This is a genomic window from Mycobacterium nebraskense (genome assembly GCF_002102255.1).
GTDB lineage: Bacteria > Actinomycetota > Actinomycetes > Mycobacteriales > Mycobacteriaceae > Mycobacterium > Mycobacterium nebraskense.
In genome coordinates, this window is record NZ_LQPH01000138.1 from 133,102 (window position 1) to 146,550 (window position 13,449).

General features: G+C 66.6%; 12 protein-coding genes. 2 read left to right on the plus strand and 10 right to left on the minus strand.

Translation table 11 applies throughout. The annotated features are described in order from the left end of the window. Positions 1 to 24 precede the first annotated feature (24 nt). Positions 25 to 1,215, plus strand: coding sequence for an aromatic ring-hydroxylating oxygenase subunit alpha (locus tag AWC17_RS19040; RefSeq protein ID WP_085164947.1), 1,191 nt, complete (start codon positions 25 to 27; stop codon positions 1,213 to 1,215). Here AWC17_RS19040 and AWC17_RS19045 read toward each other — a convergent pair. The 10 genes from AWC17_RS19045 to AWC17_RS19090 form a co-directional block, all read right to left on the minus strand. After that, complete coding sequence (locus AWC17_RS19045) at positions 1,212 to 2,021, minus strand: polysaccharide deacetylase family protein (protein WP_085164949.1); 810 nt, start codon at positions 2,019 to 2,021, stop codon at positions 1,212 to 1,214. The genes AWC17_RS19040 and AWC17_RS19045 overlap by 4 nt on opposite strands. A 194-nt stretch (positions 2,022 to 2,215) precedes the next feature. After that, positions 2,216 to 3,607, minus strand: a complete 1,392-nt coding sequence (locus AWC17_RS19050) for an alpha/beta hydrolase (protein ID WP_046184571.1) — start codon at positions 3,605 to 3,607, stop codon at positions 2,216 to 2,218. A 133-nt stretch (positions 3,608 to 3,740) separates the two neighbouring features. Next, the gene (locus tag AWC17_RS19055; protein ID WP_046184570.1) at positions 3,741 to 5,975 is read right to left on the minus strand and encodes a heavy metal translocating P-type ATPase; all 2,235 of its coding nucleotides are present in this window, start codon (positions 5,973 to 5,975) and stop codon (positions 3,741 to 3,743) included. After that, on the minus strand, positions 5,972 to 6,184 hold the full coding sequence (locus AWC17_RS19060) for a heavy-metal-associated domain-containing protein (RefSeq protein ID WP_046184569.1): 213 nt from the start codon (positions 6,182 to 6,184) through the stop codon (positions 5,972 to 5,974). The genes AWC17_RS19055 and AWC17_RS19060 overlap by 4 nt, the downstream gene beginning before the upstream one ends. A gap of 92 nt (positions 6,185 to 6,276) precedes the next feature. Then, the gene (locus AWC17_RS19065) at positions 6,277 to 7,353 is read right to left on the minus strand and encodes a hypothetical protein (protein WP_046184568.1); all 1,077 of its coding nucleotides are present in this window, start codon (positions 7,351 to 7,353) and stop codon (positions 6,277 to 6,279) included. Positions 7,354 to 7,469: 116 nt separating this feature from the next. Further along, positions 7,470 to 8,240, minus strand: a complete 771-nt coding sequence (locus AWC17_RS19070; protein WP_046184567.1) for an SDR family NAD(P)-dependent oxidoreductase — start codon at positions 8,238 to 8,240, stop codon at positions 7,470 to 7,472. Further along, a complete protein-coding gene (locus AWC17_RS19075) occupies positions 8,240 to 9,061 on the minus strand; it encodes a mycofactocin-coupled SDR family oxidoreductase (protein WP_046184566.1) in 822 nt (273 codons plus the stop codon). The genes AWC17_RS19070 and AWC17_RS19075 overlap by 1 nt, the downstream gene beginning before the upstream one ends. Before the next feature lie 20 nt (positions 9,062 to 9,081). Continuing rightward, complete coding sequence (locus AWC17_RS19080; protein ID WP_046184565.1) at positions 9,082 to 10,146, minus strand: hypothetical protein; 1,065 nt, start codon at positions 10,144 to 10,146, stop codon at positions 9,082 to 9,084. Next, entirely contained in the window at positions 10,136 to 11,299 is a 1,164-nt protein-coding gene (locus AWC17_RS19085; RefSeq protein WP_046184564.1) for a sulfotransferase family protein, read from the minus strand. The genes AWC17_RS19080 and AWC17_RS19085 overlap by 11 nt, the downstream gene beginning before the upstream one ends. A 34-nt stretch (positions 11,300 to 11,333) precedes the next feature. Further along, positions 11,334 to 12,209, minus strand: a complete 876-nt coding sequence (locus tag AWC17_RS19090; protein ID WP_046184574.1) for an SDR family NAD(P)-dependent oxidoreductase — start codon at positions 12,207 to 12,209, stop codon at positions 11,334 to 11,336. 170 nt (positions 12,210 to 12,379) lie between these two features. Between AWC17_RS19090 and AWC17_RS19095 the strand changes: the two genes are divergently transcribed. Continuing rightward, positions 12,380 to 13,345, plus strand: a complete 966-nt coding sequence (locus AWC17_RS19095; protein ID WP_046184563.1) for a LysR family transcriptional regulator — start codon at positions 12,380 to 12,382, stop codon at positions 13,343 to 13,345. Positions 13,346 to 13,449: the final 104 nt, after the last annotated feature.

The window sequence follows — 13,449 nt, forward strand, 5'->3', positions numbered from 1 at the left end:
CATCAGTAGTGTGATACTGCACCCATGAGTTCGCCGACAAAGTCGGTGCTCGCCGACGATGTGGAGATCGTCCGGCGCGTCCTCGCCCACATCGACGCCGGTACCACCGACGAGGGCGACCCCTGGCGTGAGCCGGTCGAAAACTACTTAGATCCAAGCCGATTCGCCGAGGAGCGCCGGTTGCTTCGTGCGATGCCGAGTGTCTTCGTTCCCTCGGCGACGATCCCCAACCCGGGTGACCACGTCGAGCGAATCGTCTTCGGCGTGCCGCTGTTCGCGGTGCGGGGGCGCGACCGACGCGCGCGGGTGTTCCGCAACGCATGCCGGCATCGCGGTTTCGCTCTCGTCGAGGAGGCCGGCTGCTCCCACGCCTTGGTGTGTCGCTACCACGGCTGGACCTATCGCCTGGACGGTTCGCTCTCACACGTGCCCAATGCCGAGGCGTTCCCCGGCCTGGACGCGTCGACCCGCGGTTTGGTCGAGGTCCCCAGCCGCGAGGTGGACGGTCTCATCGTCATCGGCGCGCTGGACTTTCATGCCGGCGCACAAGTTCTGGTAGACGAGGCGCTGGCGGCGTTGGCGGACGGGACCGCTTGGCGGGACAAATTGGTCCCGGCGCGCCGGCTCGTGTACGTGGAGTCCACTGCCAAGGCGATGAATTGGAAGGTTCTCGTCGAACAGTTCCTGGAGGGCTACCACATCCGGTCGACGCACAGGGACACCTTCTTCCCGGTGCAATACGACGACCTCAATGTGGTCGAGACATTCGGTCCGAACAGCCGGATCACCTTCCCGTACCGCAACATTGAACGGCTGCGTGAACGCCAGGAGAGCAGCTGGACGACGGACGCGCGGGTAACCTATGTGTATCAGCTGTTCCCCAACGTCATGGTGGCGACGTTCCCGGATCTGGTGCTCGTGATCGTGGTCGACCCGGTGGACATCGACCACAGCACGCTCGTCGTCTACTCGATGGTCAGGCCCGAGTTTGCCGACGGAACCGACCGATCGTCGGCCGATCCGCCGAGCAACCCGGCGGGGGCCGGTAGCTTCATCGCCCGCGGCGGGGTGGAGGACAACGAGATGTCGGAGGGCGTGCAACGCGGATTGCACTCGGGTGCAAACGAATTCGTGGAGTTTGGCCGGCACGAGAGCGCGATCGGGCACTTTCATGCCGCGCTTGATGAGCGCCTCGCCGCCTTCGCCCGACGTTAGGGCGTTTTGAGGAATACGTCGTTGAGCGTGACGGTGCGCAGGTTGCGCTCGCGAATCACGTCGACGAGCTGCGGGTAGACGTGCGTCACGGGCAGGTGGTTGAGGTGCCCGATGACGATGGCCTGCGGGGTGAAGTATTGGTCGGCCATCTGCACGATGTATTCCTCGGTGATCAACGTCGAATCCGACAGCGACCCCGACCATAACGTCGGCACCGTGTAGCCCAGGTCGGCGGCGACGGCGTCGACGACGGCGTTGCGCTTCGCGTACGGCGGCCGCCAGTAAGGCTTCGCACCGATTCCATAAGTCTTCTTGAGGAATTCGTCGTTGCGGCTGAGCTGCTGGGCGACCTGCTCTTTGGTCAGTGTCGTCAGGTCCGGGTGTGACCACGTGTGGTTGCCGAGCTGAATCTGCCCGCTATCGACCAGGGGTCGCAGCATCTCCTTGTTCTCGGTCCAGGAATCGTAGGTGCCGTTGACGAAGTAGGTCAGCCGCACACCGGTGTCCTTGGCGAACTGGGTGTACGCGCGCACCACCTCGCTGTTGACGCCGTCGTCGACGGTCAGCGCGAGCAGGTCACCCTCACCGGGGATCTTCATCAGCGCGCCGCCGCCGGGCAGCGGGATGCGGGCGCTCAAGGGAGGGGGCGGTAACAGGGCCGTCGGGGCGGTGGGGCCGGAAGTCGCCGCGGAGGCCAGCGGCGCCTGAGCGAAGGTTCGCGGCTGCGGGTCGACCACCAGGCGGGCCGCACCCACCCCGGCGACGACCGACGCAGCGAGCGAACCCAGAAACTGGCGGCGATTCATCGCGGGCAGACGAAGGCCTGGAGCGAAGGAGCCGGACTGGACCCGTCGATGGCTGCGCCGCGGCGCCCGCCGGGCCGACCCGCGGAGGGGTCGTCCGTCGTGCAGAAAATCGCCAGCCATCAGCAGCGAACCGTACCACTAGCAGGGCTAATATGTCGGATGCGTTACGGGAGGGTCAGCTGTGAATTTCGCGATCAGTGTGATTCCCCGCCGCCACGCTGGGGCAGCTGCACCGGCTCGGCTGCGGGCGTTCCCAGCGCCGAGGCCAGCCAGGGGAGTGCCGCGGCGAACGCCCCGGCGGCAAACGGCCAGTCATGCTTGCCCGGCTGACTGACAACGGCGCAGTCGATGCCGTTGGCGGTGGCGGCGGCACATAGCGCGTTGGCGGCGGCGTCCTGGCCCTCCGGGTTGGCGACGGGGTCGGTGCTGGGAGCGCTGCCGGTGGGATGGGCTTCCTCGGCGACGTTGCGCGGCTCCGACGATCCCGGGACATCGAACCAGCCCGACAACCCGGTGTAGCGACCATGCCGCGCGATCACCGTGAGCGGATCGAACGCGGCCCACGCAGTGCGGTTGCCGCCGAACAACTTGGCGATCGTCTGATCCTTGGGGCCGACATTGGGGCTGCGGTCACCGGCGATGTCCACGAACGCGCTGAATATCTCCGGATGCATCACGGCCAGGTCCACCGCGCAGGTACCGCCCATCGACCAGCCGGCTACGCCCCAGTTGGCTCGATCGGCGCTGACGCCGAAGTTCGACACCATGAACGGCACGACATCCTTGGCCAGGTGGTCGGCGGCGTTGCCCCGGCTGCCGTTGACGCACTCGGTGTCGTTGTCGAACGAACCGGTGGGATCGACGAACACCAGCACCGGGGAGAAGCCGTGATGCGCGGCGGCGAAGTTGTCGATGGTGGTGAACGCGCCACCAGGGCCCAGCCAGTCGGCCGGGGTGTTAAAGGCCGAGCTGACCATCATGACCGCCGGCAGCCGAGGTGGCGGATTGCTGTTGAACCATGCGGGAGGCAGATAGACCAATTCTCGGCGGTGGCGAAAGTGGGAGGCGTTGTCGTCGATGTCCACCGGTACCACGACGCCCTTGCTGGGCTTGGTCCCGGCGACCTGCATCTCGGTGACCCGCAGCCGGTCGACCTGATCGGGCAGCGGCCCCGAGGTCAACTGATTCCACGCGGCTAGTGCCGTCGGGAAGTAGCCCACCCAGCCGTTCAACGCCATTCCCGCACACAACGCGCACAGCGGTATGGACAGCACCGCCACCCCGCGACGCCACCAGCGGATGCCACGCCATCCCACCAGGAAAACCGCGGCGGCCAGGCCGGTCAGCGCGATCCAGAGCCACAGCGCTGTCGGCGCCGGGTCCCCGGCCACGCCGAGGGACGTGATGTACCAATACGAGAGTGCGGTCACCGCGGCGGCGGCAATCAGGGCGACGGGTAGCACCCGCTTGAGCCAGCCCCGCGCGCGCCACTGGATCGCGATGATCAGCACCAGCAGCGTCACTCCCTGCACGGTCGGCGGAAACCAGCCGTGCAGCAAGGACAGTCGTCCGAAGAATTGGTCCAACGGTCGTTGCCTTTGCTAAGTCGATCGCTGCGCGGGGCGGACCCGTGGTCTTTTCGAACGCGGTGGGTCCGAACAACTATCCCACACCAGCCCCACCGGTCCGCCTGCCAGCGTGGCGTGTGGGCGTGGCGATCTAGGCGTCTGTGACGCTGGTGGACGAGCGGAGCCGCAGGCTGTTGGCGACGACGAAAACGCTGGAAAAGGCCATCGCGGCGCCGGCGAGCATCGGGTTGAGCATGCCGAGCGCGGCGAGCGGGATGGCGGCGACGTTGTAGCCGAAGGCCCAGAACAGGTTGGCCTTGATGGTGGTCAGCGTCCGCCGGGACAGCCGAATCGCATCGACGGCGGCGCGTAAGTCACCGCGGGTGACGGTGAGGTCGGCGGCTTCGATCGCGACGTCCGTGCCGGTGCCCATGGCCACGCCGAGGTCGGCGGCGGCCAGCGCCGCGGCGTCGTTGACGCCGTCGCCGACCATCGCGACGACCTTGCCCTCGGACTGCAACCGCTTGATGGCGGCGACCTTGTCGGCGGGCATTGTTTCGGACAGGACCTGCGCGATGCCGACCTGGTCGGCGATCCGATTCGCGACGGCCGCGTTGTCGCCGGTCAGCAGGATTGGCGTCAGGCCCAGAGCTTTGAACTGCCGGACCGCTTCCGCGCTGGTGGGTTTGACGGTGTCGGCGACTACCAGGACGCCGCGGGCGCGGCCGTCCCACCCGACGGCGACCACGGTTTTGCCGTCGGCCTCGGCGCGGGCCTTGCCCGCCGACAGCGCGGCGTCCAGCGGCTGGTCCCAATCGGCCAGCAGGCTCGCGCGCCCGACGACGACGGTGTGGCCGTCGACATTGCCCCGCACGCCGTTGCCTTCCAGATTGGTGAAGAGCTCGGGCGCGGGCAGGGCGCCGAGCTTGGCCTTGGCGGCCTTGGCGATGGCCTGCGCGATGGGGTGTTCGGACGCGTCCTCGAGCGCCCCGGCGTAGCGCAGCAACGTTTCGCGGTCGGTCCCCGGCCCGCTGACCACGTCGACGAGAGTCATCTTCCCGGTGGTGACGGTGCCGGTCTTGTCGAGCACGATCGTGTCGACGTTGCGGGTGGACTCCAGGACTTCGGGCCCCTTGATCAACACGCCGAGCTGAGCAGCGCGGCCGGTGCCGACCAGCAGGGCGGTCGGGGTAGCCAGCCCCAGCGCGCACGGGCAGGCGATGATGAGCACCGCGACGGCCGCGGTCAGGGCCGCGGTGAGCGGGAAGCCCAACGCGATCCATCCGCCGAGCGTGGCCAGGGCGATGCCGATGACCACGGGGACGAAGACGCCGGAGATGCGGTCGGCGAGCCGCTGCACCTCGGCCTTGCCGGATTGGGCCTCCTCGACCAGCTTGGCCATGTGCGCGAGCTGGGTGTCGTCGCCAACCCGGGTGGCGCGCACGACGATGCGCCCGCCTGCGTTGACGGTGGCGCCGGTGACGGTGTCGCCCTCGCCGACCTCGGCGAAGACGGATTCGCCGGTGAGCATCGAGGCGTCCACGGCCGAGGAACCCGAGACCACGATGCCATCGGTGGCCACCTTCTCCCCGGGCCGCACCACGAAGTCGTCGCCGACCGCGAGGCGGTCCACCGGGATGCGGATCTCGACGCCGTCCCGTAATACCGCCACATCCTTGGCGCCGAGCTGCAGCAGGGCGCGCAGCGCGGCGCCCGCCGTCCGCTTGGAGCGCTTCTCGAAGTACCGCCCGGCCAGCACGAACAGAGTCACTCCCGCGGCGACTTCGAGGTAGATGTTGCCCGCAGCGTCGGAGGGCCGAACGGTCAGCTCGAAGTCGTCGCGCATCCCCGGTTGTCCGGCCGTCCCCAAGAACAGCGCATACAGCGACCACAGGAATGCCGCCAGCGTTCCGATCGAGACGAGGGTGTCCATGGTGGCGGCGCCGTGCCTGAGATTGGCCCAGGCGGCGGCGTGGAAGGGGCGGCCGGCCCACACGACGACCGGTGCGGCCAGGACCAGCGAGGCCCACTGCCAATAGCGGAACTGCAAGGCGGGAATCATCGCCATGGCGATGACCGGGCCGGCGAGCACGGCCGCGGTGATCAGGCGGGTGCGAAGCGCGGTCAGTTCGGGGTCGGCGGCCTTCTCCGGTGCGGGCTCCTCCCGCGGCAGAGCGGCGGTGTAACCGGCCTGTTCGACGGCGGTGATCAGCAACTGCGGGTCGTACCCCGGGGGGACCGTGAGAGCGGCCTTTTCGGTGGCGTAGTTGACGGTGGCGGCGACGCCGTCGAGTCTGTTCAGTTTCTTCTCGATCCGGGCGGCGCACGACGCGCACGTCATCCCCGCGATCTCCAGCTCGATATGGTTCACCGGTGCTGCGCTCATGCCACTAGGACAGCCTCGTAGCCGGCCTCGTCGACCGCACCGAGGACGGCGGCCGCGTCGATGGGAACCGAACTCGTGATCACCAGCCTGCCCGTGTCGGCGCTGACGTCCACGCGCTCCACGCCGGGCAGGCGGCCGACCTCGTCCTTGACGGCCGCCTCGCAGTGGCCGCAGCTCATCCCGTCGACGCGGTATTCACTCGTGGTCATGGCATTCCTTCCGATGCACCTTCGGGCGTTACCTCCGTCATGGGGGGGTCGTACCCGGGCAGCACGATTCTGCCGGATTGCGCGACCGGCGGTCAGGGCTGGGACAACAACAGCACGACCCGGCCCGCGGACGGGGGCACCGGAAACGCGTCCTCATCGAAGCCGTAGTACTTCCGCTGGTCGGGCGTGACGGCATCGATCACCTTGCCGGTGGCCGTGAGCTGGCCGTTGTGAACACGCGACATCATCCCCTTGAAGTCCGGGACCGCCATCGAATCGGCGAGCACCAGCGCCTCGCCGCCGCTGGCCAGCGCCACCAGCACACCGGCTCCCGCGTAGTTGTTGCCGCCGCGGCCCAAGCCCAGCGGAGCCCAGTAGACGGGTTTCGAGGCCACAGTGCCTTTCACCCGGCGATATTCGCCGGGATGTTCCGCGTCGGCGGCGGTGACGACCGGCAGGGCCGCGATCGCCCGTTGCTCCTTCAGCCAGAGCCCAGCCAACGGGATGCAGACGACGGCGTACATCAAGATCACCAACACCAGCACCGGTTTCCAGGCGATTTCCCACCCGAGTCGACGTTGCGAGATCCCCAAGCCATGCAGTTGCGTGTCGAGCTGACGGCGGCCGAATCGAAAGACGTACCAAGCCAATACGCGCGTCAGCGCCATGCCAGCGATGATGATCAGGCCGACGATGCCGCACGCTCGCCAGTAGAACGTGCTGTCGCCCTGGTTAGCGGTGGCCGCCCACATGACGGCCGGGATCGGGGCGGTAATCAGTAAGAGCAGCGCGTACGACGGGTGACTGGTCAGGTACGGGTAGGTCACGCGCCACGCGGGGTTACCGCCGTAGACGGTCACCGGCCCGATATCCGCGTGCACCGTCGGCGTCCAAGATCCCTGCACCATCCGGGGCCTCACGAGGGAGCGGACGAAGAAGAAACCGAAAACGAGCGAAACCACAAGCGCGCCCCAGAAGGTTCCGTCCAGCCGTTCGCCGGTGCCGGGCACACCCAGCGCGCCGTGGATATCGATCACCTTGCCGATGAAGAACGTCAACGGCATCACGAAGAAAAACTCCGTCAGCCATGTCTGGATTAGCTGGGGAATGCGCGCACCGAGCCGGTCGAAGGCGAGTACTCGTTGCCAGAGGAAGCGCAGCACGCCCATGAACAGCGACCCTATCGACCGGCATCGATAGCGACAATCGTCTCGTCGGGCGGCGAGGTGTTCTTTGCTATTCCCCGCACTACGCCGGGGCATGACCAACGATGCCCGCCGAGTCGCTATTGCCGCAGGTGCGAGCCGCCGCCGATGTACCAGACCTGGCCGGTGATCCACTCGGCTTCGTCCGACAGCAGAAAGGCCGTGATTGCGGCGAGGTCGTCGGGTCTGCCCAGTCGGGTGGTCTTGCCGAACATGAAGAAGGCCTGCTGCAGCTGTATGTCGTTCTGACGTTCCTGAGTTTCGCCCATCACCAGCCCGGGCATGACGCCGTTGCTCCGGATGTTGTGTTTGCCCCAATTGACGGCGACGTGGCGGGTCAGGTGGTTCACCGCGGCCTTCGAGGCGCCGTAGGCGACATGCAGCGGGTCGCTGCCCAGGGCCGCTCCGGAGGAGGTGTTCACAATGCTGCCGCCACCCTGGTCCAGCAGGTGGGGGAGTACGGCCCGGATGGTGCGGACGTAGCCGAGCAGGTTGACGTCGAGGGTGCGCAGCCAGACGTCCATGTCGGTATCCAGGATCGTGGTGTCGCGCCCCAGGTTGTGGTCGGAAAGGTCGGCACCGACGTTGTGCAGACCGTGAATCGCACCGAACTCCCCTATGGTCACGTCGACGAGGCGCCGCACGGACGCTTCGTCGGCAAGGTCGAATTCCACGGCGATCGCGCGTCCACCGGACTCGGCGATCCGTTCCGCGGTGGCGGTGGCGCCGGCGATGTTGAGGTCACCGACGGCGACGGAAGCCCCTTCGCCGGCAAGGCGTTCCGCGGTCGCGGCACCGATTCCGGTGGCTCCTCCGGCGATCAGGAATGTTCTGTCCTTCAGCCCGCGCATCAAACATAACCCACGCCGATATCGACCGAAACCTGGCTTGCGGTAACCAGTCTGGATTGGTCTGACGCCAGCCAGGCCACTGCATCCGCGATGTCTTCCGGCTGCGCAATGCCTTCGGGCAGCAGTGGTTTATGCATACCACGCAGGTGTGGGTAGTCGTCGGCGGCCGATTGGAGCGCCTCGCGCATCCGGCCGGTGCCCATCGGCGTCGAAACCGCGCCCGGGTTCAGGCTATTGACGCGGATGTTGTATCGGCCGAGCTCCGCGGCGAATGCGCGCGCCATCCCGACGACCGCGTGTTTGCTTGCGGTGTAGTGAATCATGAACGACTGCATCTTGATGCCGGCAGCGGAACCGATCAGGATGATCGAGCCGCCGCGACCGCCGTCGATGATGTGGTGTGCACCCGCCATCACGGTGTTCCAGGTGCCGATTACGTTGGTGTCGATGGTGTCTCGGAACGCCTGCGCAGTGATCTGGTCCCAGGGGGCGGGGCTGCAGATCCCGGCGTTGGCGACGATGACGTCGAGACGCCCCAGTTCACCCACCGCCTTGTCCACGGCGGCTTGGAGCGCGTCCAGATCGCGGATGTCGACGGCGGCGGTGATGACCTGTTGACCGCTCGCGGTCACGAGCCGCGCCGTCTCGGCCAGATCGTCGGGCGTCGGGGAATCGTAGGGAACGCTCGGTGGCAACGGTCCGGCGATATCGACGGCGACGATGTCGGCACCCTCGGCGGCCAGGCGCGCGGCGTGGGCTCGACCTTGTCCTCGTGCGGCGCCGGTGATCAGCGCTACCTTCCCCGACAGTGACTGGCTCATCGGTCTTTTCGGTTCCTCTCTTAGTCGCGATCGATCTTGTCGAGCGGATTGGAGCGCTCGAGCATCCCATAGGTCTCTACGCCATCCCAGGTGTAGCGCACGCCGGCCTGCTGCAGCGCGGGGAAACTGGGCATCTCCTGCTTGAGCGCCTGCATCGAGTACATGTCGTCGTTGTGGTGGATGTCATGGGTGGAAAAGACGGTTTCGCCGGCGATTTCGACGACGCCATCCGCCGTCTGCAGCACCAGCGAGACATCCTCGCCCAACGGCCGAAGCCGGGTCAGCCACGGTACCTGGACAGCTCGGGCCGGGACGAGGCCGCCGTCTCCCGTGAAGACGAATCCCTCGTTGAACGAGGCCTCGCCATCGGCGCGAGGCGGGTAGGCGATGTATCCGAAAGCTCTGCCGTCGGGGAAGACCGCCGACTGCCACGAGTGTCCCCAGAAGCCGGCGAGCTTGCGCACTCCGGTACGCCGGATTCGCAGCCCACTGCCGGTGAACCTGTGGTCTTTGTCGGCCGCGTGGAATTCGCCTGTGGCGGTGAACAACTGCTCGCACCGCGGGCCGCCCATGATGGCGCCCACCGCGGTCGTCTTGAGTTGTGCGTCGGCGTCGGGCTGCAGTGCACCCTGCACCCAGGGGGGAACCGCCATCTTCGCCTCGACACGAAAACTGATGTCCACCGACGGGCCATCCTTCTTCCCGTCGACCAAGTCGGCAGAGGACGTCTGCACCGCCGGCCCGTCATACGACATCGTCCAGGTTTCGAAGGGCTCGATGCAGCGGAACGCGAGGCCCCCGGCGCCCAAGACGCTGGCCCGCCCGTCGGACCCCTGGGCGGGCAGCGACGGCCCGTTGCCCCGCAACCGGTAGACCCGGCCGTCGGGGAAAGCGGCATTCACTTGGATGTCGTGGGCGTCCCAATTGGCGCCTACGGCTTCGATTCCGATGCGCGGCAAGCCAATCTCGCCGCGGTCGTCGACCACCCAAAAGCTCACCGAGTCACGCATCTCCGGATCCTGCGGCCGCTGAGCCAACATGTACTCGCGCGCCGGATCGATACCCCCGGTCAGATCAATGGTCATCCGTTGGCTCCTGTTCGTCGGTGTTTCGGTGCGCAGTCCACCGGCGCGCACAATCGACATAGCGCGCGAATCGGGGCCGGACCTCGTCTAGGTCAATGCCGAACTCCACCGGGTCGGCGTGTGAGCTCGGCTCACGCTCGGTGGCGGCGTGCGTCCACCAACTCTGCATTCGTGCTTCGAACCGGGCACCCACAGGGGCGCCCAGCCATGCATACAATCGGGTGACCTCGCCGATCGGATCGTCCTGCATGGCGCGGAAGTCGATGTCGTAGAACCGATCCTCTGCGCCGTTCGCGCGGAACTCCAGTGCGCGCTCCATCCCCAGCGACCAATGCTCGATGTTGAGCCGGCCGATGTAGTGGCGGTCGATCTCGTTGCTGAACGATCCGATGATGTCGGCGTACAGATCGGCCACCGACAAGATGACGTCGGTCGGATCGCGGTGTGTCATCACGAATCGCGCGTCCGGAAACACAGCGTCCAGGGCGCCCAGCCATAACACGTGCGACGGGCATTTCAGGCGCCACGGCCGCTCGGGCTCGCCCCACTGCAGCAGCTTCATCACCCGTCGCTGATACCGCAGCGTCGGGACGAGGTCGGCCTCCTGGATCAACCACGTTGAATAAGAGGGGATTTCGGCGAAGGACTGGAAGATGTGCGACTTGAAGTCGAGAGCCATCAACTCGTGGCACTCCATCGGGCCATGCGTGTCACCCGGTACGTGGTGGCGGGTGCCGACCATTTCGCCCTTGTCGAACGGGATGCGTGGATCGACGCCCCGCACCGTCGCGGGCGGCGGACACGGTTGCGACGATTCCCATCGCCGTAGATACCGGACATCGGGATCCTGCGCCAGCAGCATCGACAGCGCGGTGGACCCGGTCCGCGGCAATCCCAGACCGATCAGCGGCTCGTTGATGGGTACGTCGTCGATCTCGGGATGGCGTCGATACCAATCCTCGACCTGCAAACGCTGCGACAGGTAACCCACGATGCGCTGATGCAGGAACGCCTGGCCGCGGTCGTCCAGCCGTGCCTCGTCGCGCAGCGCGGCGAGCAGGATGTCGAGGCCTTCGGCGAACGAGTCGTCGCCGAAGTCGGCCAACCCGTTCTGCCCGATCGCCTCCTCCATGACCTCGGCGTTAGTCAGCAACGCGGGCGCCTTCTGAAACTCGTTGCGGTCACTGCTAACCCATCCACTGGCCGCCGGCGACGTCGATGGTCTGGCCGCACAGGTAATCGGCGGCCTCCGAGGCCAGGAACGCGACCATGTTGGCGGCTTCCTCGGGCAACGAGGCACGCCCGAGTTGGACTTGGTTGGTGATCGCCTCGTGAATCGCGCCGCGGCCGGCGCGCTGCTGGTCGTCCTGCGGGTCGAGCAGGTACTGCCTCATCTCGGGTTTGATCATGATGCCCGGCGCCACGCCCAGGACATTGACACCGCGCGGCGCGACCTCGTGGGCGAGATTGCGGGTGAAACCGATCACCCCGGCCTTGCACGCGTTGTAGACGACGAGGCCGCGCTGCTGGATGCGGCCGCCGACCGATCCGATGTTGATGACCTTCCCCGAGCCCTGCGGAAGCAGGTACTGCAGTGCGGCATGTGCGCCGTACATCATCATGGTCAGGCTGCCCAGGACCGTGTAATCGATCTCGTCCTTGGTCTGCCTCTCAAACGGACCGGCAGCGACCATCACCGGATTGTTGACCATGATGTCCAGGCCGCCGAGTACGCCGTGCGCCCGTTCCACCGCGGCGTGCACTTGATCCCAATCGGACATGTCGGCCTTGACGGGGATGGCCCGCACTCCCCAGCGCTGCTCGACCTCCTGAGCGCGCCGCTCCACCTTCTCGAAGGTCCGGCCGATCAGTGCCACATCGGCGCCGCAGCCGGCCAGCCGGTTGGCGATCGCCTGCCCCAGGCCGTCGCCCCCGGCACCCGTCACGAAGGCTTTCTTGCCGGACAGGTCCATCAGCTCAGTCACCCGCTTGCCGATGATGTGCTCGGGCAGCCGATCCAATCCCAGCAACTGCACCCAGTCCTGCTCGTCTTGCACCGTCATCGCGGTCCCTCTCAGAAGCTCGACTCGATTCGCCAGCCAGACCCGCACGGCATCCCACTGTGACGCCATGCTGACCTCGCCCGACGATATGGCGGGATCGAGGTGATCAGGTAATACCAATTCGGGAAATCAGTCATGCCGATTTTGTATGACTGGTAGATCTGGAAGCGATGGATACCCACCGACTCAAGTACTTCCTGCGGATAGCGGAGGAGGGCTCGATCTCGCGTGCCGCCGCCGTGTTGGGAGTCGCCCAACCGGCGCTGAGTCGCCAAATCCGGCTGTTGGAGGAAGACCTCGGCATCGTGCTTTTCCATCGGACTCGCAGGGGAGTGCACCTCACCGAGGAGGGCGAACGATTGCGCTCGTCGACGGCCGCACCCCTGCGCCAGCTTGAGCTCGCGGTCCGCTATGCGGGATCGCCGCTGGCGCGGATCGAGCGCGGATTGCTGTTCGGCATGGTGCCCACCGCGGCCGGTGTGCTGGCCGCGCCGCTCCTGGCGACACTGAGCGCGGCGTTTCCCAACGTGCATTTCCGGGTCGCGGTGGCCGAGACGGACGAACTCGTCCAGCGCATGCTCAAGGGCGCTATCGACTTGGCGGTGATCAATCCGGTGTCCGATGACCGCCTTTTCTACCGGCATCTCGTCGTCGAGGACCTCGTTCTCGTCGGGGGGCCAACGTCTGATCTGTCGCCCACCAGCCCAGTGTGCTTCAGTGACCTGGCCACGCTGCCGCTCGTGATGCCCAGCGCCGCCACCGGCATCCGCAATACTCTGGAGAACACCGCGCTTCGTCTGAAAGTTGGTATCACGGCGCGGTTTTCGACAGATTCGCTGGAGGTTGCGAAGAATCTGGTCGAGGCGGGCCTCGGGTATACGGTGCTGCCGCCGGCGGCTTGTGGCGCCGACGTCGACGCGGGACGGCTACGCTGCGCGCCCATCTGCGAGCCCGAAATAAGCCATCAGCTCGGGGTGGCGGCAACCGCCGCGCTGGAGCTGCCTCGCGAATTCGCGACGAAAATCGGGATCCTGCTGCGCGAAGAGGTCGCGCGGCTGACCAAATCCGGGTTCTGGGCCGCCCGATTTGAGCCCTCACACAGTTGGGATCCAAATTTCCCGGAGCCGCAACTCTAGCCGGGGCTACGCTGCCCGATAGGTGGAAGGAGAATCTCAATGACGTTGTCAAGCCGCCGCAGTAGTGGTTGCGGGTTGGTAGACAGCGTGGTCGCGCAGCATGG

Bases quoted from the DNA above. Each gene is read 5' to 3' on its own strand.
- AWC17_RS19040 (WP_085164947.1), top strand. From the start codon at position 25: ATGAGTTCGCCGACAAAGTCGGTGCTCGCCGACGATGTGGAGATCGTC.
- AWC17_RS19045 (WP_085164949.1), bottom strand. From the start codon at position 2,021: ATGAATCGCCGCCAGTTTCTGGGTTCGCTCGCTGCGTCGGTCGTCGCC.
- AWC17_RS19055 (WP_046184570.1), bottom strand. From the start codon at position 5,975: ATGAGCGCAGCACCGGTGAACCATATCGAGCTGGAGATCGCGGGGATG.
- AWC17_RS19060 (WP_046184569.1), bottom strand. From the start codon at position 6,184: ATGACCACGAGTGAATACCGCGTCGACGGGATGAGCTGCGGCCACTGC.
- AWC17_RS19065 (WP_046184568.1), bottom strand. From the start codon at position 7,353: ATGGGCGTGCTGCGCTTCCTCTGGCAACGAGTACTCGCCTTCGACCGG.
- AWC17_RS19070 (WP_046184567.1), bottom strand. From the start codon at position 8,240: ATGCGCGGGCTGAAGGACAGAACATTCCTGATCGCCGGAGGAGCCACC.
- AWC17_RS19075 (WP_046184566.1), bottom strand. From the start codon at position 9,061: ATGAGCCAGTCACTGTCGGGGAAGGTAGCGCTGATCACCGGCGCCGCA.
- AWC17_RS19080 (WP_046184565.1), bottom strand. From the start codon at position 10,146: ATGACCATTGATCTGACCGGGGGTATCGATCCGGCGCGCGAGTACATG.
- AWC17_RS19090 (WP_046184574.1), bottom strand. From the start codon at position 12,209: ATGACGGTGCAAGACGAGCAGGACTGGGTGCAGTTGCTGGGATTGGAT.
- AWC17_RS19095 (WP_046184563.1), top strand. From the start codon at position 12,380: ATGGATACCCACCGACTCAAGTACTTCCTGCGGATAGCGGAGGAGGGC.